General features: G+C 65.7%; 19 protein-coding genes and 3 pseudogenes. 10 read left to right on the top strand and 12 right to left on the bottom strand.

Translation table 11 applies throughout. The features are described from left to right. Positions 1-46: 46 nt before the first annotated feature. Positions 47-1353 (top strand): annotated as a pseudogene (locus G6N24_RS08345) (ISL3 family transposase). A gap of 219 nt (positions 1354-1572) precedes the next feature. On the opposite strand, the pseudogene G6N24_RS08340 reads toward G6N24_RS08345, so the two are convergent. Further along, positions 1573-1903 (bottom strand): annotated as a pseudogene (locus G6N24_RS08340) (TetR/AcrR family transcriptional regulator); the annotation flags it as partial. Positions 1904-2213: 310 nt separating this feature from the next. Here G6N24_RS08340 and G6N24_RS08335 point away from each other — a divergent pair. From G6N24_RS08335 to G6N24_RS08320, 3 genes are all read left to right on the top strand, one after another. Then, entirely contained in the window at positions 2214-2696 is a 483-nt protein-coding gene (locus tag G6N24_RS08335) for a hypothetical protein (protein ID WP_179963495.1), read from the top strand. Positions 2697-3131: 435 nt separating this feature from the next. Continuing rightward, the gene (locus G6N24_RS08325; RefSeq protein ID WP_085160357.1) at positions 3132-3920 is read left to right on the top strand and encodes a heavy metal-binding domain-containing protein; all 789 of its coding nucleotides are present in this window, start codon (positions 3132-3134) and stop codon (positions 3918-3920) included. Further along, the gene (locus G6N24_RS08320; protein ID WP_085160359.1) at positions 3920-4303 is read left to right on the top strand and encodes a DUF5073 family protein; all 384 of its coding nucleotides are present in this window, start codon (positions 3920-3922) and stop codon (positions 4301-4303) included. Before G6N24_RS08325 ends, G6N24_RS08320 begins: the two co-directional genes overlap by 1 nt. Here the strand turns inward: G6N24_RS08320 and G6N24_RS08315 are convergent. Beyond that, on the bottom strand, positions 4291-5703 hold the full coding sequence (locus tag G6N24_RS08315; RefSeq protein WP_085160361.1) for a WS/DGAT/MGAT family O-acyltransferase: 1413 nt from the start codon (positions 5701-5703) through the stop codon (positions 4291-4293). The genes G6N24_RS08320 and G6N24_RS08315 overlap by 13 nt on opposite strands. 156 nt (positions 5704-5859) lie before the next feature. Continuing rightward, positions 5860-6564 carry a cutinase family protein gene (locus G6N24_RS08310; protein WP_085160363.1) on the bottom strand — a complete coding sequence of 235 codons (705 nt, stop codon included), beginning with the start codon at positions 6562-6564 and terminating at the stop codon, positions 5860-5862. 152 nt (positions 6565-6716) lie between these two features. On the opposite strand from G6N24_RS08310, the gene G6N24_RS08305 reads away from it, so the two are divergent. Both G6N24_RS08305 and G6N24_RS08300 read left to right on the top strand, forming a co-directional pair. Further along, positions 6717-7412 carry an ABC transporter ATP-binding protein gene (locus tag G6N24_RS08305; RefSeq protein ID WP_085160401.1) on the top strand — a complete coding sequence of 232 codons (696 nt, stop codon included), beginning with the start codon at positions 6717-6719 and terminating at the stop codon, positions 7410-7412. 101 nt (positions 7413-7513) lie between these two features. Then, a complete protein-coding gene (locus tag G6N24_RS08300; RefSeq protein ID WP_139822390.1) occupies positions 7514-9916 on the top strand; it encodes an FtsX-like permease family protein in 2403 nt (800 codons plus the stop codon). A gap of 359 nt (positions 9917-10275) precedes the next feature. Here G6N24_RS08300 and G6N24_RS24340 read toward each other — a convergent pair. The 5 genes and pseudogenes from G6N24_RS24340 to G6N24_RS08275 all read right to left on the bottom strand — a co-directional run. Next, positions 10276-10827: pseudogene (locus tag G6N24_RS24340) on the bottom strand (PPE family protein); the annotation flags it as partial. A gap of 124 nt (positions 10828-10951) precedes the next feature. Continuing rightward, positions 10952-11578, bottom strand: a complete 627-nt coding sequence (locus tag G6N24_RS08290; protein WP_085160368.1) for a class I SAM-dependent methyltransferase — start codon at positions 11576-11578, stop codon at positions 10952-10954. Continuing rightward, entirely contained in the window at positions 11575-12144 is a 570-nt protein-coding gene (locus G6N24_RS08285; RefSeq protein WP_085160370.1) for a DUF4389 domain-containing protein, read from the bottom strand. The genes G6N24_RS08290 and G6N24_RS08285 overlap by 4 nt, the downstream gene beginning before the upstream one ends. A 43-nt stretch (positions 12145-12187) precedes the next feature. Next, entirely contained in the window at positions 12188-13429 is a 1242-nt protein-coding gene (locus G6N24_RS08280) for an FAD-dependent oxidoreductase (RefSeq protein ID WP_085160372.1), read from the bottom strand. Between the two features lie 230 nt (positions 13430-13659). Next, positions 13660-16509 carry an MMPL/RND family transporter gene (locus G6N24_RS08275; protein WP_085160373.1) on the bottom strand — a complete coding sequence of 950 codons (2850 nt, stop codon included), beginning with the start codon at positions 16507-16509 and terminating at the stop codon, positions 13660-13662. Between the two features lie 223 nt (positions 16510-16732). On the opposite strand from G6N24_RS08275, the gene G6N24_RS08270 reads away from it, so the two are divergent. After that, complete coding sequence (locus G6N24_RS08270) at positions 16733-17089, top strand: hypothetical protein (RefSeq protein ID WP_139822391.1); 357 nt, start codon at positions 16733-16735, stop codon at positions 17087-17089. Between the two features lie 39 nt (positions 17090-17128). On the opposite strand, the gene G6N24_RS08265 is transcribed toward G6N24_RS08270, so the two are convergent. Beyond that, a complete protein-coding gene (locus G6N24_RS08265; protein ID WP_085160403.1) occupies positions 17129-18232 on the bottom strand; it encodes a sulfite oxidase in 1104 nt (367 codons plus the stop codon). Between the two features lie 164 nt (positions 18233-18396). Between G6N24_RS08265 and G6N24_RS08260 the strand changes: the two genes are divergently transcribed. The 3 genes from G6N24_RS08260 to G6N24_RS08250 all read left to right on the top strand — a co-directional run bounded on the left by G6N24_RS08260 (position 18397) and on the right by G6N24_RS08250 (position 22629). Then, entirely contained in the window at positions 18397-19341 is a 945-nt protein-coding gene (locus G6N24_RS08260; RefSeq protein WP_179963494.1) for a LysR family transcriptional regulator, read from the top strand. Positions 19342-19843: 502 nt separating this feature from the next. Then, a complete protein-coding gene (locus tag G6N24_RS08255) occupies positions 19844-20983 on the top strand; it encodes a glycosyltransferase (protein WP_085160379.1) in 1140 nt (379 codons plus the stop codon). Between the two features lie 83 nt (positions 20984-21066). Then, a complete protein-coding gene (locus tag G6N24_RS08250; protein WP_163745459.1) occupies positions 21067-22629 on the top strand; it encodes a phospholipase C in 1563 nt (520 codons plus the stop codon). Positions 22630-22643: 14 nt separating this feature from the next. Here the strand turns inward: G6N24_RS08250 and G6N24_RS08245 are convergent, their stop codons facing one another. The 3 genes from G6N24_RS08245 to G6N24_RS08235 form a co-directional block, all read right to left on the bottom strand. After that, entirely contained in the window at positions 22644-22886 is a 243-nt protein-coding gene (locus G6N24_RS08245) for a hypothetical protein (RefSeq protein WP_085160381.1), read from the bottom strand. 163 nt (positions 22887-23049) lie between these two features. Next, positions 23050-24054 carry a Gfo/Idh/MocA family protein gene (locus G6N24_RS08240; protein ID WP_232070723.1) on the bottom strand — a complete coding sequence of 335 codons (1005 nt, stop codon included), beginning with the start codon at positions 24052-24054 and terminating at the stop codon, positions 23050-23052. Then, positions 24047-25276: an FAD-dependent oxidoreductase gene (locus G6N24_RS08235; RefSeq protein ID WP_085160385.1), complete on the bottom strand. Its 1230-nt coding sequence runs from the start codon at positions 25274-25276 to the stop codon at positions 24047-24049. The genes G6N24_RS08240 and G6N24_RS08235 overlap by 8 nt, the downstream gene beginning before the upstream one ends. Positions 25277-25355: the final 79 nt, after the last annotated feature.

Below are 25355 nucleotides of genomic sequence, written 5' to 3'. Positions count from 1 at the left end.
GTTTCTGGCTTGTGAAGGGTCCGAAACCAAAGGAGCCAGCAACGACGTGCGCAATGTGAGGCTATGGCGTGCGCTGCTTGGTGTCGACCGCCGCACGGTAATCGAGGACATCGAGTTCGCTGAAGACGGCGATGGCGCGGAGTTGGTGGTGGCGCGGGTGCGCTCGCGCAGCGGTATGTCGGGCCGCTGTGGCCGCTGTCAACGCAAGGCGCCCTGGTATGACCGGGGTGAGGGACCGCGGCGGTGGCGGGGCTTGGACTTGGGCACGATCCGGGTGTTTTTGGAGGCCGAGGCGCCGCGGGTGAATTGCCCGCCCATGGGCCGACCGTGGTGATGGTGCCGTGGGCGCGTCACCATGCTGGACACACGTTTGCCTTTGATGACACGGTGGCCTGGCTGGCGGTGGCCTGCTCGAAAACCGCGGTGTGCGAACTGATGCGAATCGCCTGGCGCACCGTGGGGCAGTCGTGGCCCGGTGTGGGCCGACACCGAAAAGACCGTCGATCGGTTCGCCAATCTGCGTCGTATCGGCATTGACGAGATTGCCTACAAACGCCACCACAAGTATTTGACGGTGGTGGTCGACCACGACAGCGGCCACCTGATCTGGGCCGCGCCGGACGCGACACCGCCACCCTGCGGCGCTTCTTCGACGCGCTGGGTGCCGACCGGGCCGCGCAGATCACCCATGTGTCCGCCGATGCGGCGGACTGGATCGCCGACGTCGTCGCCGAGCGTTGCCCGGCCGCGATCCGTTGCGCCGATCCGTTTCACGTGGTGGCCTGGGCCACCGAGGCCCTGGACGCCGAGCGGCGCCGGGCCTGGAATGACGCGCGGACGCTGGCGCGTACCGAGGCCAAATGGGGCCGTGGCCGGCCCGCCAAGAACACCGCGCCGCGGCCGGGTCATGAGCGGGCACGGCGGCTCAAGGGTGCCCGCTATGCGCTGTGGAAAAACCCCGAAGACCTCAGCGAACGTCAAACCGCCAAACTGGCCTGGATCGCCAAGACCGATCCCCGGCTATACCGTGCCTATCTGCTCAAAGAGGGCCTACGGCACGTGTTTTCGGTCAAGGGCGAGGAAGGCAAACAGGCCCTGGACCGGTGGATCTCCTGGGCGCGGCGCTGCCGCATCCCGGTATTCGTCGAGCTGGCCGGCCGCATCGTGCGCCACCGCCAGGCCATCGACGCCGCCCTCGACCACGGCCTGTCCCAGGGACTGATCGAATCCACCAACACCAAAATCCGGGTCCTGACCCGCGTCGCGTTCGGGTTTCACAACCCCGCCGCACTGATCGCGCTGGCCATGCTCGCCCTCGGCGGCCACCGCCCCACACTGCCCGGCCGCGGCTAACACCCCACCAGGGCACCCCTGGCGGGCCCCTTCCGCAACGTCGCCGATTCTGCGCCACCCGCGCGTCGGTGTCCATGTCGTTCCGCCTCGCTGCGCTCGGGGGGCTCCACATGGACACCTCCCACGCAGGCAGCGCCAACGAGCAACTATCGCGGAAGGGAGCAAGAAGAAACTTCCAACCCATCAACCCACGGATAGGTCAGGAGCACCAAAATTAACGCGGGAATCGTTTGACGTCGGCCCCTGGTACACGGTGTCGACGATGGTGGCGACGCGCTCGTGCAGCGGATCACCGCAGACCGCATTCGACGGCAGCTCACCGCGCCTCTCCGCCGTGCGGTCCAGGACCGCGGCCCACAGCCCGTCGATGTCGCCGAACGGGTACTTCACGGCTCCCCGGGTGGCAGCCGCCCACCTATGCGACGCGATCGGCCGGCGCCGCACCCGGTTCGCCGAAGGCCAGGGATCGCAAGGCAGCCTCCACCATGCCTTCGCGCGTGGCCAGGCCGCGGCTGTTGGCACGCCGCGCCTGTGCGTGCGCTTTAGGCATCCGCGCGATGTTAGTGGCTGCGCTCGGGCCGCCAGCGCCCGCCGACGGGACGGCGCTGACCGACACCTGCGTGTGCTGGGGAAACCGACCCGGTTGAGCTAACTGATGTTGCCGCCGCACCGGCGGCCTGAATCGCCGACGTCCTAGAAGGTGGTGCCGAACACTCACCAGAGTCGTTCGACACGCTTTATAGTCCTGGTCGGATCAAACAGACGGCTCGCGACCATCCGACTGTCGGCGGGTGCTTCACCGCCGTTGGCTTCAGCGATCCGCAACGGGCCGACGTTAACGGTCTGGGGCCGAAGGAGGAATTGACGTGTCCGGTCTGGGACAGATCGCGTTGGGCAGTGCGCCCGTCTTTGGTGGTGCCTTACTGGCCATTGCGGCTGGGCAATTCAAGGGCCCCAACTTTCGCGAACAACTCAAGCAGGATATGGACCTGCTCGATCGGCTTCCCGCGGACGCCCCTCAACGCGCCGAGCTGCAGCGCACGATCGATGGCCGCATCGACGACCTGGTCGACGCCGCCGATCGAAGTCGCGCCTTGCGCAAAGCCGCAATGTCCTACCAGGGAAATTGGCGAGACATTGTGCTCTTGCTCTGTGTGCTGTTGTTCACGGTCATCTGGTGGGAAGTCAACCACAGCCGCAGCAACTGGCTGCCGATGTTTGTCGTGTTGATCCTGCTGTCAGTGGTTACCGCCGTTTATGCGTTGCGCGGCATCCTGCGCAGCGCCACTTCGCTCCTTCGCGGCCGGCACCGCGATGATCGGCAGCATCAGACCGCCCGGTGAGGTCAGCGCGCGCCGCGCACAGGCCCCGGACAGGCGGCGGGGGTGCGATGAGCACCGAGACGGCCGGACATCAGCCCGCGGGAATTCCACGCCTTCAGGCGCTGCCGCTGACGTTTCCGTTGGTGGCGCGATGACTCATGTCTCGGTCGCTGCGGATCGCTGCGTTGGGCACGGACGCTACTACGCACTGGCGCCTGACCTCTTCGACGCCGACGAAGGCGCACGCTCGACCGTCCGCGTCGAGTAAGTCTCCGTTGAGCGGACCTCGCGTATAGTGCTTGCGGCGTAAGCAATTTGACTAGTTGCGGGACATAAGGATGACCCAGGTGCCCTCCCCGATCGGTGAGAGCTTTCGAACCAGAGCATGCGAATATGGCACACGCTCGCTGTTTGCGCGTCGTACGCTGACGCAAACCAGAGAAGGGACGCCTGCCGATGCAACCCAGCGCGCTTGATCCGGTGGCCAGCGAACGGCTATCGCACGCTGAAAAAATATTCACGTCCGACTTGTCGATCAACGAATTCGCGCTGCTGCACGGAGCGGGGTTCGAACCCCTCGAGTTGGTCATGGGCGTTTCGGTGTATCACGTCGGCTTTCAAGTCAGCGGCATCAGGCAGCAACAGGAACTGGGCGTCCTGACCGAGGCGACCTACCGGGCGCGCTGGAACGCGATGCAGCGCATGCAGGCCGAAGCCGATGCGCTCAACGCGGACGGAATCGTCGGCGTCCGCCTCAGTTGGCGCAATCAAGGCGAGGGCGGCGAACACCTGGAGTTCATCGCGGTCGGCACCGCGGTGCGATACACGGCCAAGCCCGGGGCATTTCGCCGTCCCAACGGGCAAGCTTTCTCCAGCCATCTGTCAGGTCAGGACATGGTGACGCTGTTGCGCTCCGGATTCGCACCGGTCGCCTTTGTGATGGGCAACTGCGTATTCCACATTGCCGTGCAAGGGTTCATGCAAACGCTCCGCCAGGTGGGCCGCAACGTGGAGATGCCGCAGTGGACGCAGGGCAACTACCAAGCGCGTGAACTGGCGATGTCGCGCATGCAAGGCGAGGCGGAGCGGGACGGCGCGACCGGCGTGGTGGGTGTGCACTTCTCCATCTCGAACTATGCGTGGGGAATGCACACCGTGGAGTTCTACACCGCGGGAACCGCCGTGCGCCGCACCGGCGCCGCGGAAACGATCGTGCCGTCGTTTGTGCTTCCGATGGATCGCTGATGGATGATTTCGATGCCGAGCGAGTGAGCCGCGCGATCGCGGCCGCACTCGCCGGTCCCGGCGGGGCCGCGTTGGTGGTAAAGGTGTTCGCTGGACTTGCGGGAGTGGTGCACACGCCCGCGCGGCGTGGTCTGTTCCGTTCGAATCCCGAGCGAATCCAGATCGGCGACTGGCGCTATGAGGTCACCAACGACGGCCGACTGCTCGCCGGACACTTGGTGAACGGTGTCGTCATCGCCGAGGACATCTTGATTGCCGAGGCGGTCGGTCCGCACATCGCCCGTGCCCTCGGGCAGATCGTGACCAGATATGGTGCGAGCGTCGTCCCGAACATCAACGCCGCCGTCGAGATTCTTGGCACCAGCACCGGTTACAGATTCTGATCCGCCTCCAGGTGGCTGCCTTCGGGCCGCTCATCGCGGCATTCGAGCATCTCTTTGAGCGCGTCGGGGAACCCATCGGCGATGTCCCACAGATCCGGCAGCAGGTCCGGACAAGCGATGATGCCGATGCCCAGTTCCCCGTTGAGCGACATGACGGTGATGTTGAGTCCCGAGCCGAGGAGCGGCCCGAGGGGATACATCGCGTCGATCTTGCAACCCAGGAAGTACAACTGGGCCTGCGGCCCGGGCACGTTCGACAGGATCAGGTTGTAGACGGGGCTGTGGCTGATCGGGATGCGCGGCAGGATTTTCATGGCCGCGCCGAACATCGTCGGGCCGCCGAACTGCGTCCAATCATGCAGCAGGGTGGGGCCGATGGCCGCGGTGTGGTCTTTGGCGGCGGTGTTTCCCGCGGCGATCGCACGGATACGCTCGGCGGGGTCGCTGATTTGGCTCTCCACCCGGCAGAACATCCAGGTGGTGTGGTTGCGGCCGGGTCGGGTGGACTGGTCATGCATAGACACCGGCACGGTGGCCACCAACGCGGTGTCGGGCAGCTCGCCGCGGTCGAGCAGGAACCGCCGCAGTACTTCGGCGCACAACGCCACCACCACGTCGTTGACCGTCACCCCGAACCGGTCCTTGACCCTCTTGACGTCACGCATATCGAGTTGGGTGTATGCGATATTGCGATGCCGGCTGACGGGGCAGTTGAACGGGGTCGGCGGGGCCGAAAACGGTGCGGCCATGGTGCGACCCCCGCGCGCACGAACCACCGTCCGCACCAGTGTCAGCATCGTCGCCGGTACCACGGTCGCCAGCCGTAACGGCCGTGCCGCGAAACCCACCAGCCCGCTCACGGCGATCTGCAGCGGATTGCCGCCGCCCGCGCCACGAACAGGCTGCGGTGGCGGCGCGTCGGGTCGCAGGCTGCATAGGTGGGCAAGCAGGTTCGCGCCGGCGACGCCGTCGACGACGGCGTGGTGGACCTTGAGCATGACCATCACCGTGTCGGCGCGGGCGCCGCCCTCGATCACCCACATCTCCCACAACGGGCGATCGCGGTCCAGCGGCAGCCCCGCGACATATCCGCAGATCTCGGCCAGCTCGCGGCGTCCCCCGGGCGCTGGGACACCGACTCGGTGCAGGTGACGCCGCAATTGGAATTTCTCGTCGTCTACCCATACCGGGTGGTCCAGGTTCAGCTGGGTGTCAGCGAGCTTCATCCGAAATTCCGGCACCGCTTGCACATGCGTGGCGAGCGCGGAGCGAAACCGGCCATACGTGTAGCCGCCCGGCATCGTCGAGGTGTCCAACTCCACCACGCAGCACACGTTCAGCGGTTGCGTCGGCGTCTCCAAATAGAGGAAAAAGGCGTCAAGCCCGCTTAGTCGTTCCATAGCCGCCCCACCCGACTAGTGGATTTTGGATTCCCCCGACTGAGACAAAGTTTAGGCACCGACAAGGCGCGGATCTAGTCGCCGACGGACCTTTTCCGCGTTAAATGTTGATGACGGGGTGGCGATTGTGACCGCCGCGCGCTACGCGGAACACCATCAATGGCCCCTACCGGTCTGGCTGAGGTGACCGGCGGCGAAAGTTGCCGCTTGGTCGACCATTCCGTCGCCGGCGTATGCGTTGTGCGCCGCCCAATCGCCTCCTGCAGAGCAGACCGGATCGCCGGCGGTGCACAACTGGCTCGTCTTAGCGGCATACAGCGGGCCGATCACGATCGGCGGCGCCCCAATCGAATTCATGAATTGGCTCGACGGCGTTCCGAACAAAGTGACCGCAGCAATGTGATCCGCGACGTCGGGCGGCAGCGGCTTGGGCGCGTCCGAGGGCGCGCCATCCGGTACCGCCGCCGAGGTGACGAAACCGATGATCGCCGCACCCTGGGAGAAGCCCCCGAGCACCATCTTGGTGTCGGGACAGTTCGCGACCGTTTGTTCGACGTGGGAGCCCGCGTCGTTGATGCCGCTCATCGCGGTGGGGAAATCCATGGTTGCTGGGTAGTTGACCGGATACACCGTCATGGACTTCGGGCTAATTTTCGGGCGCAGCGAATCGACGAATGCCTGTCCGATCTCACCAACGCCGGGTGGCTCGCCGGTGCCGCGCGCGAAGACCACCTCGACGTCGGGGCACGACGGGTTGGATGTGAGCGGGACAGCGGACGCGGAGGGCACCGGTGCAATCAGCGGTGCGCACGCCGTGACGACTGCCGCACCAACGAATCGACCGGTGGCAGATACGTTCATGCGTCAATAATGCCCGATGCATATAATTTGCCGCGACGAAGGGGCGGCCGCCGTTGAACCGATGGGCACTGCAGCCCGTTGCATCCCATACCAGCGTTTTTAAGGCACCCATGAGTAGACGGCGCGATACCACCGAACCGCCCGCCCGTGAGCTGACCATCGAATTACGGGATGTGGTGCGGGAATACCGGGTCGGCGGCCACACCGTGCGCGCGCTCGACGCGATCAGCATGCGGCTGGACGGCGGACAGTTCGTGTCGGTCGTCGGGCCGTCGGGAGCGGGCAAGAGCACGCTGCTGCATCTGCTCGGCGCGTTGGACTCCCCCGACTCCGGGTCGATCACCTTCGACGGCGACGAGATCGGCCGGCTCAGCGAGGAGCAGCAGTCGCAGTTTCGCCATCGTCGCGTCGGCTTCGTCTTTCAGTTCTTCAACCTGTTACCGACCCTGTCGGCGTGGGAGAACGTGGCAGTCCCCAAGCTGCTCGACGGTGTCCGGCTGCGCAAGGCCAAACCAGACGCGCTTCGGCTTCTCGATCGGGTCGGAGTCGGCAACCGGGCCCAGCACAGGCCGGCGGAACTGTCCGGCGGGCAAATGCAGCGGGTCGCCGTGGCTCGGGCACTGATGATGGACCCACCACTGATCCTTGCCGACGAACCAACGGGAAACCTCGATTCCACGACCGGCGCTTCCATTTTGGCGCTGCTGGCCGAGATGGCACACGAAGACGGCCGCGGTCGACTGGTGGTGATGGTGACGCATAATGCGAATGCCGCGGCGGCGACCGATCGCGTGATCACGCTGCAGGACGGCCGGGTCGGTGCCGACGCATTGGTGGGTGCGGGGTGAAACCGCGCTCGACGATAGCCGCGGCCGCGAGCCGGTTGCGCCTATTCAGCCTGCGGGAACTCGCGGTGCATCGTCGGCGCACCATCGCTTCGATCGCCGTAATGGCTGTGTCAGCAATGTATCTGGTCGCGATACTCGGCATCTTCGGATCGATCACCGGATCGGTCAATCGCCTGGCCGATGGGATCGCCGGCATCGCCGCGCTGGAAGTATCGGGGATCACCGACGCGGGATTTCCCGACACGATAACGGCGGACGTAGCCGCCGTCCCCGGCGTCGCGACGGCTGTTCCGCTGATCCGCGCGTCGGCGTCAACACCGTCTGGACCGGTTCTGCTGCTGGGTGCGGACGCCGGTATCGCCGCGTTGGGTGGCGCGTTGAAAGATGCTGTCGCGGAGCATCAGTTGGCGGCGCCGGCCCAGGCGCCAAATGGTGTTCGAGTCGGGCCTGGCGTTGGTCGTGCGAAAGGCGAAACGTTTCAACTGGGCTCGGGTGCAGTGACCGTCACGGAGGTACTGGGCGGCAAGCGACTCGCGGATCTCAACGGTGGCCATTACGTGCTTGCCCCACTTGCATTGGCGCAGAGCGTTACCGGGCGATTAGGGCAGCTCGATTCGGTACTTATCACCACGAAACCGGGCACTGACCTTGCCGCCGTCCGCGCGTCGGTCTCCGCCGCGGTGAACAGCCGGGCAATCGTCGCGGAACCGAGCATGCGGGCCACGCGCGCAGGCGACGGCGTCAAGATGATGAACTACATGGCCCTGATGGGCGCAATGGTTGCGTTGGCGGCCGGCGCCTTTCTGATCTACACGACGATGACCATGGCGATCACCCAGCGCCGGCCGGTCATCTCGATGCTGCGCGCGATCGGCGGCCGACGCGTCACAATCGTTCGCGACATGGTCACGGAGGCAGCGATTCTCGGACTGATCGGCGGAGCTATCGGGTCGGGCCTTGGAATACTCATGGGCCGCATTGCGATTGGTCGATTGCCGCCGGCCATGACCCAAGGGCTGGAAGCACGCGTCATGTACTGGCTGCCCGGCTACGCGATACCGACTGCCGTCGTGACCGCGGCACTGACCAGTGTGATTGCCTCCGCGATGGCCGCCCGACAGGTGTATAAGGTTTCACCGATCGAGGCGCTGGCGCCTGTCGGGGTTTCGGCGTCGGACCGCGTGCCGCGCTGGCTGCGGATCACAACCGGGGTTGGCGCCGTCGCCATGTTCGCGGCGTCGATCCCGTTGGTCGTCGGCCACCGTGGCGTGTTGGCAGTTGTCGCGATGGCAGCGGTGTTCTCCGCCGAGATCGCGCTTGGCTTCGCGCTTGCCACGCCGATCGTGCGAGCCACGGCCGCAGCGGCCCGAATGTTCGGATCGGTGGGAGCGCTCGCAGCGGCGACGATCGAGCGTTCCCCGCGACGCGTGTGGGCCACGGCGATGACGTTGCTCATCGCCGTTGTCACTACCGTTGCGATCACCGGCACGAATACCGACATGATCCGGTCGGCGCGTGGCATCTTCGCGCCGGTATCCGATGTCCCCGTATGGGTCACCGCGGATCCTCCCGACAGCTACCCCACCACGCTTCTCCCACAGGGTCTTTCGGAAAAGGTGGCGGCTGTGCCGGGCGTTGCGCGCGTCACCGAGGGCGCATTCGCGTTCGCAGTCGTCGGCGCCAAACGCGTGATGCTCGACGGGTTTTCCCCGGGCACCGCCGATCCGCTCTATCGCGCGCTCACCGAGCGGGTGCGCAACGAGGTGCTCGCCGGCCGGGGGGTGGTGCTCTCGCAAAATCTGGGTGAGGCGTTGAGCGTCCGGGTTGGCGACCGGCTGCGGCTGCAAACTCCGCATGGCCTGCGGCTGATCGCCGTGCTGGCCTTGGTGCCGTACTTTTCGACGGTGATCGGCACCGTTGGCATGAGCCTCGATCAGATGCGGGCGTGGTTCGACCGCCCGGCCGCGACCGTACTGCAGATTACCGCAGCCGTTGGCGCGGATCCGAAGCGCTTGTTGGCCGACGTCCGCCGCGCGGTGCCCTCGCCGAACTACGTGTACGACGGTCGCGCGGAGCTGGCCGGACTCGAGGCGCCGCTGCATCAGAGCATGTTCATCGCGAATGCCGTGTGGATCATCGTGGTGGTGGTGGCCGCGGTTGCTCTTCTCAACACGCTGACGCTGTCGGTCCTGGAACGCCGCCGGGAAATCGGCGTGCTGCGCGCGATGGGATCCAGCCGTCGGTTGATCCTGCGGATGGTGCTGGCCGAGGCGGTAGGTATTGGTGCCGTCGGCGGGGTCTTGGGACTGCTGTTCGGCCTGACGGACCAGAAGCTGTTCAGCCTCGTCAGCGGGGCGATGATGAATTTCCAAGTCAGCTTCCGGCCGAGCTCTATGGCGCTGGTGTTTAGCTTCGGTGCGCTGGCGATCAGCCTGCTGGGCTCACTGCCACCCGCACGGCGTGCGGCGAGACTGAACATCATCGAGGCCGTCGGCGTCGAGTAGGAGCGGCAACTTCGGCGACGGGCTGCCGCCGCTCCACGCCGGGGTCATCAGAAGCCGAGTGGAAGAAGCGCAATAAACAGTGGGGCTAGCGGATCCGTGACAGGAAGGGCGAACGAACTATTCAGGAACGGTAGGACCGGACTTTCGAACCGATTCACGGTTTGTCCGGGCGCGCCTAAACCGAGCGAGGTTTCCTGCCCAGACGTCAACGTATTGTTAAAGAACGGGCTCTCGACAATAAGCCCAACGAAATTGTTCTCGGCGGAGTCGCCAAGTGCCGTGATTGTGAACGGTCCGAAGCTTTGGGTTTGGCTCTCTAAGCCTGGGTCGCCCGGTACGGGGTTGGTGACCGGATTGAGGCCCAGCACCCCGGCGAGCTGGCTGGCCAGGTTTCGCAGTGATTGCTGCCACGGGGCAAGCTGAGTCGCGGCCGCCGAGGCCCCGGCATGATAGCCCACCATCGCGGCCACATCCTGGGCCCACATCTCCTCATACTGGGCCTCAACGGCCGCAATCGCCGGCGCGTTCTGGCCGAAGAAATTCGACAACACCAACTGCACCAACCCATTCCGGTTGGCCGCCACGGCCAGCGGATGAATCGTCGCCGCCCGCGCGGCCTCGAATGCATCGGCCACCGCTTGTGCTTGCCCGGCCGCCCCCGTCGCCCGAGCCGCCGCCGCGCTCAGCCACCCCGCATACGGAGCCGCCGCGGCCGTCATCGCCTGAGCCGCCGGACCCTGCCACGCCTGACTCGCCAACCCCGACGTCACCGACGAAAACGACGACGCCGCCGCGGACAACTCGTCGGCCAACCCATTCCAGGCTGCGGCGGCCGCCAACATCGGAGCCGAACCCGCACCAGAGAACAGCCGCGCCGAATTAACCTCCGGCGGCAACACCGAGAAATTCATCACCCCAGGCCCCCTGTTAACATTTTTCAGACCCCGCCGCGGCCACATTCGCGGCGCTTATCCCCGTCGCTATCCCCGGCACCGAACGGCAGAACTTGAGCCTATACCCCGCCGCGACGTAGGTTCAAGGTTCCACCGACGTGGCAATTCCTTGCAGGTGAGGTGTGCACGGGGGCGGCACCAAGGTTCGTGGGATGCTACGCAACCCCGACGTATCGAATCCAGCTGCGGCGATGGCGTCGATGGTTCGGCGGTTCGGATGACAACCGGAAGCCAGCCACGACCACGGCTTTGCGACCACGTCCTGGAACCGGCCCATCGCGCCCTCCCCTCGGACGTGTTCGAGAACGACCAGCCTGCCTCCGGGCACGAGCACACGCCGGATCTCGCCCAACGTGGCGGCGACATCATCGACCGAGCACAACACCAGCCCGATGTGTACCGAGTCGAAACTGTTGTCCGGGAACGGAATCGACTCGCCCGTCCCGTCGACGATGTCGACCGCAACGCCGTGGCGACGGGCAAGACGGGACGCCATCCGCCGGAACGCCGCCACCGGCTCCACCGCGGCGACCGAGGTCACCGCGGGCGGCACAAACTTCAAGTCGGTCCCGGGACCAAGACCGACCATCAGCAGCCGGCCGGTCGCAAACGCGATCGCCGCTCGCCGATACCGGTTGTAGAAAAGCCGATCGAAGATCGGCTGACCGAATCGATACACGTATGGGAACAACGGATTCCTGCGCGTTATGTGCCACCTAGATCCAGTTGGAATGGCGGGTAATCGTCACGCATCAACGATACGTACACCGCCACCCGGTAACGCCAACGGACGATGCCCATCAGCAGGTCGAACATGCCCCGGTGAATCGTCCCGGTACACAGCAACCACACCGCGTTGATGACGCAAAGAACTTGCAGCAGAGGCTCCATCGCCCAGCAAAGGAGTATCTGAGGGATCCCCAGCAGCCACCACTTCAGCAGCACCGCCCAGTTCGTGAGCCGTTCCGGATAGTCGACCTCGAGATCGCCCGGGTAGTCCGGCCGAGACGCGAGCGTGAAGGGCGGATACTTGTCGGTGCTGTTCATCGGGAATCGGTAATTCATGACTCGCCACGACCAGCGCAACACGCCGACATTGAAGTCGAAGATGCGGCGCGGATACCGCCCGGTGACCAGGATCGCGACGCCGGCAATGACCGTCAACACCGGATACACCAAGTAAAGAAGTATCAGTATGGGATAGTGCGGGACGGCCAGCACGCACCATTTGACGAGCCAGAGCCACCGTGAAGGCGCGTCGACGGCGCCTCGCACTCGGACGTGATCGCCCGAAATGGAAACCGGATCAGTGTCGGGATTATTCATAGGCCTGGCCGAGACGCACAGCAGGCGGGGCTGTCGCCGCGAGATCGTGGCTGATCCTTGCGGACATCCGGCGGTGACTCGTCAACCGCAGAAACGTCATCAGTGCCCAGGTGTGGAGCCGGTCGGAGATCAACGCCGCCGGCCGCAGCACCGACTCACCGTGGGCCACTCGCAGCGACGCAACCCGAGATACCGCCCCGACCCGATGTCGCCTTGTCTTCTCGTACCAGCGCAGCGCGCCGGCGAGATCACAGCTGTGGTTTGCGCGCGGGAGATCCGACAGCGCCTTGCGTAGCACCATCGTGTCGAGCAGCGCCTGATTGGCCCCTTGCGCGAGCGTGGGCGGCATCGTATGCGCGGCATCGCCAAGCAATGTCACGGGGCCCCGGCCGCGCCGAGGAATCGGGTGCCGAAAATGCGGGAACGGCGAGGGGGCCAGATCGTCGTCGGTCAACGCGGTGAGCACTCGATCGACCGAGTCGGACCAGCCCGTGAAATTGGACCGGATGAGCTCGATCGGGCGCCGGGGCCTGACAAAGTCATACGTCCACGGCAGGTCGAACCACCACTGCACCTCCGAGCCACCAGCCGGCCACAGACCCGTGTTGCCGCGCTCGCCGATGATGACCTGCGCGGCGTGCTTGTCATCCACGGCGTCCGGGAGGGCAATCAGCCCTTGCCAGCTGCACCAGCCCGTCGGCTGCGCATCCCGCGCGCCGATGGCGCCTCGGATCGCCGAATGCAGGCCGTCCGCACCGATCAGCAGGTCTCCCTCGGCCGAACCGCCGTCTTCGAATTCGACCCGCACCCCGTCGCGGGTGGTGACCACCCCGGCCGCGCGGCAGTTGCATCGGATGCGCTCCGCCGGAAAGCCCTCCAGCAGCCGCTCAAGCAGGACACGCCGCGGAACCATCCGAACGGGAGCGCCCAGCCGATCGATGATCGCGGCCACGTCTAAAGTGGCCAGTCGATGACCCCTGGACGTCAGCACCCGCACGCTGGACAGCAACTGACCCGCCCCGTGCATGTCGACGCCCAGCTGCCGCAGGACGGTCTCGCCATTGGACCAGATCGTCACGGCGCCGCCGCCCGCCTGCACCGCTGGCCGCTGATCGAAGACGGTCACGTCATGTCCGTCGCGCAGCAATCCCCGGGCCACGGAGATGCCGCTCACGCCGGCGCCGACGACAAGCACCCGAAGCGACCGAGCCGACGGCGCGTTCGACACCGCCATCAGCCTCGCCAATCCCCGTAGCCGGACATGTGTAAGAAATCAGCTTTCCGGTCGCCTCGTCCCCAAACCTGAATCTATGACGACAACGGGGCCGCTGAACAGGGGTACGGACAGATGACAAGGCTGTCGGCGCCGCTTCGGCTCGTCATTCTCCAGCACACGAAAATGCGCACGAATCGGTTCAGGGAATCCGTTGGGCGAGGCCAAGACCGGAATCGGCTACCGCGACCCTACCCGACTTCGGCGGTCAACCGCGCAGGCACCTGAGGGTTGCTGACAGATCGACGCGGCCACCAGAGCCAGCGACCAAACACCACCATCAGCGCCGGCAGTACAAAGGCGCGTACCACGAGGGCGTCGAGCAACAGACCGAGGCCGACGGTGACGCCGATCTGTGCCACACTCAGCACGCTACTCGTGGCAAGGGCGAATACCGTTGTCCCAATAACGATTCCAGCGGAGGTAGCCACCGCTCCCGTCGCGGCGAACGCTCGGATGATGCTGGTGCGCGGCCCACCGGGACTTTCTTCGCGGATCCGTAGCGCGAATAGCAGGTTGCAGGTGGAGCCCACCGCTACCAGCAAGACAAACGCGATCGGCGGCACCGACCAGTGCACGTTATAGCCAAGAATGTGGTGCCAAAACAGCACGCTGGCACCGAGTGCGCAGACGTACGATGTCGCGATGGTGCCGAGAACCACCAGCCCGGCAACCGGACTTCGAAGGAGCGCTACGGCTATCGCGAGGACAACGGCCAGTGTGATGGCGGCCATCAGGCCGAGGTCACCGCCGACAATATCCTGCAGGTCGCGGGTGGCCGGCCCGACGCCCGTGAGTTCGACCGCGGTCGGTTTGAGGGGGCCCGCTTTGGTCGCGTCGTTTACGGCAGCAACGATCGCGCGAGCACGCTGGGCGCCATCGCTACCCCATTCGCGCCCGTCGCCGTAGACGAGCAGACGGGTCGCATGCCCATTTGGTGAGACGAAATCACCCAAGACAGCCCGCAAATTGGGGTCGGTCAGGATCTGCCGGGAGGCGTACAGGTCCACGCCGCCGGAACTCCCCTGGGAGACGGTGGCAAGTTGGTGCAAGTGGCTGGGCAGCTCCTGTAGAGGCGTTGGGCCCACATTGTTGAGCACGTCTCTGACGCCCGCCGCAAGCGCGCGTATCTGCCCCAGCTGATCACCGACGCTGTTCATGACGTTCGGCAGACTGGGCGCACCGGATGCCGCCGCGGCGGCGTCCGCGATCCCCTTCGCGAGCTGTCCTGCTGCGTTGGTCAGCTTCGTGCAGCCTTCGACAACAGAGTTTGCCCACTGGACCGCCTGTTGGGCGGACGAACACACCGGGTTTGCCGGGCAGTCTGGTATAGCCACCGCGAAGCTTCGCAACGGGTCGAAAATGTCGGCGACGTCACTTGCGCGGTCTTCAAGTTTGGCTATCGCCTCCTGCATCAGATGGACGGCCAAACCCACCTGACCAATCCCGTAGGTGCCCTGCTGCAGGCCAGTCTGAAGCAGATCAAGCGAGGTCAATATGTCACCCACGGCGTTTTCGAGATCCGTGAACGTCGCCTCCCGGGAGGTGAGCTGGTCGGAGAATTCGTCGAGCCGATCGCCGATATTCCCCGCCGAAGCTTGCAAGGCAGCTTGTTTCGACACCATTCCGGTGGGATGACTCGCCGACTGCACCATGCGGACCCCGGTGATCGCCATGATCGCGGCGGTGATTTGTTCGACGGCAGTCAAACCGGCGGGATTGCGGATGTCGTGGTCGGTCTCGATCGTGACGACGTCGGGCAGCAGCTGGTTCGGGGGAAAGTGGCGGTCGACAGCCTGGTAACCGCGGGTGGATTCGGCCCCGGGTGGGGTCGCCGCTGTTTCGTCCCAACCGATCGGCACGCCGGGCAGGGCTATCAGCAGGATGAGTACGAATACGCCGCCGGTGACCAAGATCGGCGCCGGCCAGCGCGCCACGGCGGTGCCGATGCGCCGCCAGCGGCGCCCCAGGCGCTTACGTTGCGGCGGTTTGGCTAGGTTGGCCCGGCTGGCGAGCGCGATAAGGGCCGGCGTCAACGTCAGTGCGGCCAGGCCGACCACGAGAACGCCGATGGAGCAAAGGATTCCGGTCGTCGCGAACATACTGATCCGCGCAAGGCTCAGCCATCCCACAGCGGCGAGGGGCGCGACAACGATAAGTGTCGAACCCACGATCGCAGGCGCCACACCACGGTATGCGTCTGCCAACGCTGTCGGTGGAGCAACGTCCTGCCTTCGCCATTCGTGGTAACGCCCGATCAGGAAGATCGAGAAGCCGGTACCGGCCCCGACGGCCACAGCAACACTCACTGCCATGGAAAACAGCGAAACGCCGATGAGATTTTCGTCGATGAGGTAGGAAACGATCGGCTTGGCCACGGCTAGAGCCGCAAGGGCCGACGCCAGGGGCACCATCGCGGTGATCAGCGATCGGTAAACGATCAACAACAGGACTAGCAGCACCGCGATTGTCGTCGCGGTGATGAGCTGCATTTGCCTTTCGACCGCCGCGAACTCGTCCATGATGGTGGCGCCAGGTCCGGTGATGAATATCCGCAAACCGTCAGGGGGGTGCTGTTGCGCCACAATGCCGCGCGCAGCGGTAATCGACTGGCCGGCCTGCGATGTTCCGGCCATGCCTGCCAGGCGCATGGTCGCCGTCACCGCGTGACGATCGCTGCTCAGGGCCGCGCCCGCGACCGCCGGGATTCCCCACCAGTCGGTTACCTCGACGACATGACGGGAATCGGCGCGCAGCGCCCGGACCAGTTGATCGTAGAAGGCGCGGTCGCGGTCATCGAGGGTTGCGCTTCGTTCCAGGACCAGGTAACCGATGTTGTCGCCGGGCGGTTTGGAGAATGCCGCCGCCGACCGTTGCAGGGCAACAGCCGTCGCGGTGCCGGCCGGCAAGAATGGTTGATCGCGGGCGGCGACCAGCCCTTCGATCGGCGGAGCAAAGTTGTTGCCCAGGACGATGGCGAGGACCCAGACGCCGACGACCAACGGCGCGAAACGATAGATGAATCGCGCAATGACGATCACTGGAGCGGCCTCATGGGCACCGGCCGGTCACGTATCACGCCGTTGAGTCGTTGAGTCAACTGCCGCGTCACCTTCGCCTCGTTCGACGTCGTGCCGTAGCCACCCGCTTGGGTGGCCAATTCAACCGCCTCGGCAGTGGCTTTCCGGTGGTCTTCGGTCCGTGCAGCCGTGATCATCGAAATCCTAGTCACCTGCCTTCCGGACTAGGTTAACGTCCCCCGCCGTGCGCACCACGCGATTTCTCTTGCAACGCTCGCTGGCCTTCGACCGGATCGGCCGGCGCATCCCTGGGTTACTGTTCTCACACGGGGAAGGAGCTTGTCGGGGCAGCGTGAAAGGGGCGCCGCGCGATGAGGATTTCTCTGACGGTGGCCGACGCGGCGATAACGACGTTGGTGGCGGCGACGCTGGTGGCCGGCTGCAGCACCCATCCGAAGTTATCGTGCTGGTGTTCACCGAGGGCAAGGCGTTCGTCGAGCTGCAATTCCACGGGCCGCCGGACTCGCCCGTGCCGCCGGATTTCGTCACCGATGTCGGCCAAAAGCAAGACACGGCCATCAAGAAGGCCCTCACCAGCTGACCGTGCCCGCGCGCTACTTGTCTGCCGCTGTCCGCCGACTCACCCGACGCTCAGTGCGACACGGGCCCACGCGTTGTTGCCATACCCGCGCGGATTCCATAGGGAGGCCGCCGATTCGGGCTGTAGGGCACCGGTGTCGTCCCACGCGCGCGCGGTGATGGTCAACGGTCCGCGATCGACGTCGACGGTCACCGACCAGCGCCGCCACGACCATTTGCTGGGCGCAGGACGTAGGTCGCCTTGCCGCCACGTGAGGCCGTCGTCGAGCGATACGTCGACGCGCTCAACGCTGCGGCCGTCGCCCGCGATCGCATAACCGCGGATGGTCAGCGCACCGGGCGGCACATGGTCACCGTCGGTCGGGTCGAGGATGTCGCAGTTGAGCGCCAGCGACGACAGCGAAATACCTTCGCCCGGTGCGGCCATGTCGGCGTCGGCGTCGGGTGGCAGGATGCGGTAGTCCAGGGCCTGAAAGTAGTTCTGCGACGGGCCGGGTTGGACGGTGACTGTGGTGACCCACTTGACGCTCCGGGCCCCGACGTAGCCGGGAACCACCACTCGAACCGGACCACCGTGGGTGCGCGGTAGCGGCTCGGAGTTCATCCGCCACGCCAGCAGCACTTCCGGTGACATCGCCTTGCTCAGCGGGATCGAGCTGCCGTAGGACTGGACGGGCCGCGCCTCCGGAGCGACGTCTGGCGCGTCGAAGGCAACATGGCGACCCTCCCCTCGATCCGCTCCCGCGGCCCCGAGAATGTCCGCCAGGCGCACACCGCGCCACTCCGCCGTCGAGATCGCCCCGTGCCCCCACGGCTCCTTACCCGGGATCTGCCGCACCCGCAGTAGCTCCGCTCGCCGATTGCCGGCACACGCCAGCGTCGCCACCACACTGTGTTGGTCGAACTCGGTGGTCAGCTGTGCATAGGTCACGTCCAGCGGCGCGTCCACCAGCCCATCGACGCGCAGGCGCCATTGCCGCGGCGCGATGTCCGGGATCGGGCCGTGGTTGCGGGCATAGAACGCACTGACCGGGGTGATGTCACTACTCGCCAACACCGCCGGAGGCGGCTCAGCGTTGTACGGCACGCGTCCACGCACGATCATGTCGTCGCGCTTGCCCCACGTTGCCGAACCCTCTGGCATAGCAATCCTTGATACCTTCGTCATCTTCTCTTCCTCGGTCAGGCCGTACAACTCCATGGTGCGCTGTTGGCCGAGCCGTCAGTAGGGATATTGGCCTTGTGTCCCCACAAGCTCTCCTTGTGACTATGCGCCCGCCCACAAGGTTGGCTTGTGTATCCTTGAGCATGCCGCCGCTCAGCGCTCACATGCCCGAACTGTCCGCTTTCGAAATCTTCTTGGCGATCGCCCGGACGGGCAGTCTCGGCGCCGCGGCCCGGGAGTTCGGGCTGACGCAGCAGGCGGTATCGGCACGATTGGCATCTGTCGAGGCTCAGACCGGCGTCGCGCTGGTGGTGAGGACGCCACGCGGTTCACGGCTGACGCGCGCCGGGGTCGTCGTCGCCGAGTGGGCGGATCGGCTGCTCGACGTCGCCCAATACGTGGACGCCGGATTAGCGTCGCTACGATCCGAAAGCCGCAAGCGCGTCCGGGTGGCGGCGAGCCTAACGATCGCCGAACACCTGATGCCGCGCTGGCTGGTGTCGCTGCAGGTTGCGACAAATCGACTGGGCGCCGTCGCTCCCGAAGTCATCATGACCGCTACCAACAGCGATCAGGTGATCGCCGCCGTACGCGACGGGAAAGCCGATCTTGGCTTCATCGAAACCCCCAACGCACCAACAGGATTACGCAGTCGCATCATCGGCCATGACGAGCTCGTGGTGATCGTTCCCGCCGACCACAAGTGGGCACGCCGCCAACGAGAGCTGACCGCATCGGAACTGAGTCGAACGCCACTTGTGACCCGCGAACCAGGATCGGGCACGCGTGATTCGTTGACAGCGGCGCTGCGCAAGGCGCTCGGCGACTCGATCCAGCAAGCGCACCCGGTCCTCGAATTGTCGTCTGCCGCTGCGGTGCGCGCCGCCGTCGTAGCGGGCGCGGGGCCCGCGGTCATGAGCCGACTGGCGGTTGCCGACGACCTGGAAATCGGACGTCTGCGCACGGTGGCGGTGCCCGAATTGAGCCTGGGGCGACAGCTCCGGGCTATCTGGGTGGGCGGGCGCGTTCCGCCCATCGGGGCTGTGCGAGACCTGCTTAGCCACATCACAAGTCGCGCTGCGAACTAGCGCGCGAGGTGTTGCGGCGAACGTGAACTCACGGCGAAGTTTCGGCCCTTGGATTCATGCGGTCGGTGCAACACCGTGTTTGGAGGTTGCGATGCCGAGTGGTTACCCGTGGTCGAGGTCGGTGCGGCGAGAGTTCATTGGGCCTAACGCCGGCCGAGATTGCGCGGCGCTCAGCACTACCAGATGTTGCACTGACCACTTGACAATGAGGCGAACTTTTCGCCGTGGGTTCACGTTCGGCGGGTGGCCGACCGACGCTTCGATCTGGGGCCAGGCCGGCAGGTGCGCGAGCAGACCACTGTCAGCGCGATTACCTGTTAGTCAGCCGGAAACCCCATCGTGACGTGTTGCGGGTCGCTGTCGGTGTGATGGCGCGCCTGTGCAGCTTCAACGCCAACACCGCCCTCGCCAAACAATCCCGCTGAGCAGAGTTCATGGACTGTTCAGGCAACCGTCGGCGTCACGTCGTTGACCGCACACGAGTGCCGGTTGTCCTCACGGTATGCGTGTCGTACAGGTCGCCAACTTCTATGGACCTCGTTCCGGCGGCCTTCGTACCGCCGTGGACCGGCTGGGGGCCGAATATCGCGCCTCCGGCCACGAGGTGTTTCTGATCGTGCCTGGCCGTCGCGCCGATCGAAGCCGGCTGCCCACGGATGTCGTACGAATCACCTTGCCCGCCAAGCTAATTCCATTCACAGGCGGCTATCGGGCGGTGATGCCCGGACCTGTGCGCGCACTGCTGGAGGCGCTGCGGCCCGATGCCCTGGAGGTCTCCGACCGGCTCACCCTGCGGTCGCTGGGCCGGTGGGGCCGCGAACACGACGCCACTACGGTGATGATCTCCCATGAGCGTCTCGATCGCCTTGCGGGGCAGTTTCTTCCCCGTCGCACCGCGCAGAAATTCGCGGACTTCGCCAACGCGCGCACCGCCGCCAGCTACGACACCGTGGTGTGCACCACCGCATTCGCGCGCAAGGAATTCGACCGCATCGGCGCGACGAATACGGTCACCGTCCCGCTGGGCGTGGACCTGGAAACGTTCCATCCGCGCCGCCGCTCCGCCCTAGTGCGGCAACGCTGGGCCGCGCCAGCGCAGATCCTGCTGGTGCACTGCGGCCGGCTGTCGGTGGAAAAGCACGCCGATCGCAGCATCGATGCCGTCGCCGCGTTGTGCGACGCCGGCGTCGACGCCCGCCTGGTCGTCGCCGGAGAGGGCCCACTGCGAGCCCGGTTGCAACGACAGGCAGCCGGGCTGCCGATCGACTTCACGGGTTTCATCTCCAATCGCCATACCGTCGCCCGGCTGCTGGCCGCGGCCGACGTCACGCTGGCGCCGGGGCCGCACGAGACGTTCGGGCTGGCCGCGCTGGAATCGCTGGCCTGTGGAACACCGGCCGTGGTGTCGCGCACGTCGGCTCTGACCGAGATCATCACCCCGGACAGCGGCGCCTCCGCCGACAACCACCCTGAGGCAATCGCACACGCCGTCCGCGCCATCGTCAACCGGCCCGAACGCCACCGCCGCAGCGGTGCGAGGCGTCGCGCCGAGATGTTCACCTGGCAGCGGGCGGCAGCCGGGATGCTGGCGACGTTGAGCGTCGGCTCCAACCGCAACGACGATTCTCACCACACCGCATAGCCCGGCAAAGCATGCAAATTCGCGCCCGACACGCCGTTGGCGCGCCCTGGCAAATGGACCCTGGTCCCTAACCTTGAGCTGATATGCGCGGCAAGGAGGCCACCACGGTGAGCGAAAGCCGAATTCTCGGAATGTCGCGCCGAGAATTCTTGGCCAAGGCTGCCGGTGCCGGCGCCACCGGGGTGTTGATGTCGCTGGCCGGTCCGGTGATTGAAAAGGCGTATGGCGCAGGGCCCTGTTTGGGTCATTTGACAGACATCGAGCACTTTGTGTTGTTCATGCAGGAGAACCGCTCATTCGATCATTACTTCGGAACGCTCTCCGGCACCGATGGATTCGACACCCCGTCGCCGCTGTTTGCGCAAAAGGGCTGGAACCCCATGACGCAGGCACCCGACCCCACCGGCGTCACGATACCCTACCGATTCGACACCACCCGCAGCCCTATCGTCGACGGCGAGTGCCTCAACGACCCGGACCACGGCTGGGCGGCGATGCACGAATCGTGGAACGGCGGCGCCAACGACAAATGGCTGCCGGCGCAGACCAACAGGGGACACATCCCCACCGTGATGGGTTACTACCAGCGCCAAGACATCCCGGTCCACTTCCTGCTGGCGGACGCCTTCACGATCTGCGATCGCTACTTTTGCTCGGTGTTGGGGCCCACCCTGCCCAACCGGTTGTACTGGCTGAGCGGCACTCTGGACCCCGACGGAGCCAATGGTGGGCCGCAGCTGGAGAGCCCCTACACCAGCCCGACTCAGCGGTTCAGCTGGCGCATCATGCCGCAGAACCTCAGCGATGCCGGGATCAGCTGGAAGGTATATCGCAACAAGACCCTCGGGCCCCTTGGCTCGGAGCTTAGCTTCGGCAACTTTGTCGAGTACTTCAAACAAACCGCCGATCCGCGATCGGATCTCGCGCGCCGCGCCCTTGTGCCGACCTACCCCCTGGATTTCCTTGCCGACGTCAAGACCAACAGACTTCCGCAGGTTTCCTGGGTGGTGCCCAACGTCCTGCAGTCCGAGCATCCCGCATTCCCGGTGGCAGCCGGCGCCGTCGCGCTCGTGATAGTGCTCAAGATTCTGCTGTCCAATCCGGCGGTCTGGGAAAAGACCGCGCTCATCGTCAGCTATGACGAAAACGGCGGCTTCTTTGATCACGTCGTACCGCCCACCGCACCGCCGGGCACGCCCGGCGAATACATCACGGTGCCCGACATCAATGCAGTCCCGGGCTCCGGCGGCATTCGGGGACCGATCGGGTTGGGCTTTCGGGTCCCCTGCTTCATCATCTCCCCGTACAGCCGCGGCCCCCTGATGGTCCACGACACCTTCGACCACACGTCACAGCTGCGATTGCTCGAAACGCGATTCGGGGTGCCGGTTCCCAACCTGACCCCCTGGCGCAGAAGCGCGGTCGGCGATATGACGTCGGCGTTCAACTTCGCTGTCCGGGCAAACCCGTCGCCACCCAACCTGAACCATCCTGTGGTTGGCGAGCTGTCGAAACTGCCGCAGTGCGTACCCAACGTGGTGCTGGGATCTGCGCATTATGGGATCCCCTATCGAGTGCCCTACCCGCAGACCATGCCCACGCAGGAAACCGCGCCCACGCGCGGCATTCCGAGCGGCCTCTGCTAGACCGATTACCGACCTCAGGTGCAGGGTATCCCGTGCGGGCCCCCGATCCAGTGGCCGGGCGGAGATTGCCAGGGGCACACCTGCTTGATCTGTCCGGGTGGCAACGGGTTCGGCGCCCAGTCGTCGACGTGCGGCGCCGGTGGCCCTGGTATCCATGGCCCCGGATCGGCCGGCGCCACACCCGTGCTCAGCCCGAGCGCGGCAGCGCCCAGCGCACCGGCCAATGCGGCTGTCCCGGCGATCTTCTTCGCAATCATTCGCGGCCTCCTTTCGGCCCGTGCCCGCCCCCTCGTGAGCGGCAAAAAGTTGACGTGCGGATTAGACCGATCCCACGACCGCCTCGATAAAACCAGGTTACCCGACCGTGCCGGATGTCAAACGTGAGCGCTTCGCCGCCGCTGACCCGCTGTTGTCGGAAGTTCAACACGGCTCGCGGAGTGGCAGGCCGGCGGCGCGATAGATCGCATCGATGACGGTCATGTTCTCCACCGCGCCTTCCGGCGTCGTCTTCACCGGTTCGCCGCGCAGCACCGCGGCGGCGAAGGCATCGAGCTGGTACGCGTAGGAGGCTCGACGCGAAAAGCGTTCCACCCGTTTGCTGTTGGCGGATCGGATCGAAAGGCGGTGGAAGAACTGGGGCACTACGGGGTTGAGCGCACGCAGCTCGCTGCGGTCCCCGACCACGCGAGCGCTGATATTCAACAGATTCGACGACCACATTGAGCAGCGCACCCGGCCCGTATGCCCGCCGGCGAACCGCAATTCCGCCGTCATAGCCCGGTCGATCTGCGGATCGCGCAGCTTCGCTTGCGCCGAAACGACTTCCGGAGTCGCACCGCCGAATGTGCGGGCCATATGGACGGCATAGCAGCCGGCGTCCATTGTCGCGCCGCCGCCAAGCGAGTAGTCATACCGGATGTCGGAGAACTTCGGCAGCGGGAAGCACAAGGCGGCCTCCACCCGTTCGAGGGTGCCCAGCTCTCCCGAGGCGATGATTTCCTCGATTCGCAAAGCCAGCGGATGGTAACGGTAGTGGAATGCCTCCATCACGACCCGATCCGATGTCGCGGCCAGTTCGGCGATCTCGCGCGCTTCGGCGGCGTTGGCGGTGAACGGCTTTTCGCACAGCACGTGCTTACCGGAGGCCAGCGCAGCTCGCGTCCACCGGCCGTGTAAGCCGTTGGGCAGTGGGATGTAGACCGCATCGAGATCTGGGTCGGCGATCAGCGCCTCGTACGTCTCCAACACCCTGGGGATGCCATGTTTGCGCGCAAAGGCCTGAGCCCGTGACGCGTCGCGTGCCGCCACCGCGGCCACCACGACCTCGGCGCTTGCCTTGGCGGGGTTGGTAAGTGCCAGGGGCGCGATGCGGGCCGCGCCCAGGATGCCGATGCGCAGGGGGGCGCGTTGCTCGGACTCACCCACTGCCGGGCCCGCGACGGGCGAACGCGGGCGCATGCTCGGGCCGGACCCCAACGCCGACGAAATAGGCGGGCACCACCGACAGCCACGGCAGCCGCTCGACCAAGCCAAGCACTGCGGCCGGCGGCGTGGGGTCCTCGCCGCGCAACAGCGGACCGACCAGTCGACGGTGCAGCACCCGTTGCACTGCTTGGGTCACCGCGGTCGGAAACACGCGACGGCGGCGGACCGCCGCCAGATCGCGGCGCGTCACCCGGTGCTCCCGCAGCGGTTCGGCCAGTATGCTCGCGGCCGCGACAGCATCTTGAACCGCCAGGTTGATGCCGACACCGCCCACCGGAGACATCGCGTGCGCGGCGTCGCCGATGCACAGCAAGCCATCGGTATGCCAGCGACGCAGCCTGTTCACCCTGACGTCGAGATGCTTGACGTCGTCCATGGACGTCAGCCCACCCACCGACTCGGCTGCTTCCGGCACCACCTCGGCAATATCGCGACGAAATGCATCGATGCCCCGCGCACGCAACTGGGCGTCGGCGCCCTTGGGGCCGAGGTAGGCGATCTGGAAATAACCTTCGCGGGGGATCACCGCAAAGGCTTTGCCCGGCGCGATGCGAGGCAGGAAGGAGAACTCCGTTGTGTCTTCGCGCGCCAGCTTGAACCACCACACATCGAAGCTCACCGGGTATTCGTGGGTCCTGAGACCCGCCTCATGGCGCGCGATCGACCAGCGGCCGTCACACGCCACCGTCAACTCCGCCCGTAGTTCACCGGGGCCCTCCGGTCCGTGGTAGCGCACCCCGACAACCCGGTTGCCCTCCCGCACCAGCCCGGTGACTTCGGTCTTCATGCGCAGCGTGAAAGTGGGCTCGGCTGTGGCGGCCTCGGCGAGCAGGTTCAGTAGGTCCCACTGCGGCACCATGGCGATGAAGGGGTGGGGTTGGCGCAGACGCTCGAAGTTGATGTAGGTCACCGCGCGCCCGTCTTTGTGGAACGTCGCCTTGCGAAGCTCGGTGTAAGGCAACCTCGTGAAGCGATCCCACAAGCCCAGTTCGTCGAGCAGCCGCATCGTGGTCGGATGCACCGTGTCACCGCGAAAGTCGCGCAGGAAGTCGCCGTGCTTCTCCAGCAGGGTGACCCCGACACCCGCTCGAGCGAGTAGCAGCCCGAGGACCATCCCGGCCGGGCCGCCGCCAACAATCGCACACGTGGTTGTCTGAGCCATTAGCGCTCAAGCATACGGGTCGGCCGACGGGCCGCCGCGCGCAGCTGGGCCTTCTCTCAAAATCGGCTTTGCCGCAACG

Source organism: Mycobacterium lacus (assembly GCF_010731535.1).
GTDB lineage: Bacteria > Actinomycetota > Actinomycetes > Mycobacteriales > Mycobacteriaceae > Mycobacterium > Mycobacterium lacus.
The sequence above is the reverse complement of the archived record's forward strand: the minus strand, read 5'-3'. Positions and strand labels throughout refer to the sequence as shown.

What these genes read in the sequence shown, in the direction of transcription:
- G6N24_RS08325 (WP_085160357.1), top strand. Translation starts at nt 3,132, where the DNA reads ATGCAACCCAGCGCGCTTGATCCGGTGGCCAGCGAACGGCTATCGCAC.
- G6N24_RS08320 (WP_085160359.1), top strand. Translation starts at nt 3,920, where the DNA reads ATGGATGATTTCGATGCCGAGCGAGTGAGCCGCGCGATCGCGGCCGCA.
- G6N24_RS08315 (WP_085160361.1), bottom strand. Translation starts at nt 5,703, where the DNA reads ATGGAACGACTAAGCGGGCTTGACGCCTTTTTCCTCTATTTGGAGACG.
- G6N24_RS08310 (WP_085160363.1), bottom strand. Translation starts at nt 6,564, where the DNA reads ATGAACGTATCTGCCACCGGTCGATTCGTTGGTGCGGCAGTCGTCACG.
- G6N24_RS08300 (WP_139822390.1), top strand. Translation starts at nt 7,514, where the DNA reads ATGGCTGTGTCAGCAATGTATCTGGTCGCGATACTCGGCATCTTCGGA.
- G6N24_RS08280 (WP_085160372.1), bottom strand. Translation starts at nt 13,429, where the DNA reads ATGGCGGTGTCGAACGCGCCGTCGGCTCGGTCGCTTCGGGTGCTTGTC.
- G6N24_RS08265 (WP_085160403.1), bottom strand. Translation starts at nt 18,232, where the DNA reads ATGCCAGAGGGTTCGGCAACGTGGGGCAAGCGCGACGACATGATCGTG.
- G6N24_RS08260 (WP_179963494.1), top strand. Translation starts at nt 18,397, where the DNA reads ATGCCGCCGCTCAGCGCTCACATGCCCGAACTGTCCGCTTTCGAAATC.
- G6N24_RS08255 (WP_085160379.1), top strand. Translation starts at nt 19,844, where the DNA reads ATGCGTGTCGTACAGGTCGCCAACTTCTATGGACCTCGTTCCGGCGGC.
- G6N24_RS08250 (WP_163745459.1), top strand. Translation starts at nt 21,067, where the DNA reads ATGCGCGGCAAGGAGGCCACCACGGTGAGCGAAAGCCGAATTCTCGGA.
- G6N24_RS08245 (WP_085160381.1), bottom strand. Translation starts at nt 22,886, where the DNA reads ATGATTGCGAAGAAGATCGCCGGGACAGCCGCATTGGCCGGTGCGCTG.
- G6N24_RS08235 (WP_085160385.1), bottom strand. Translation starts at nt 25,276, where the DNA reads ATGGCTCAGACAACCACGTGTGCGATTGTTGGCGGCGGCCCGGCCGGG.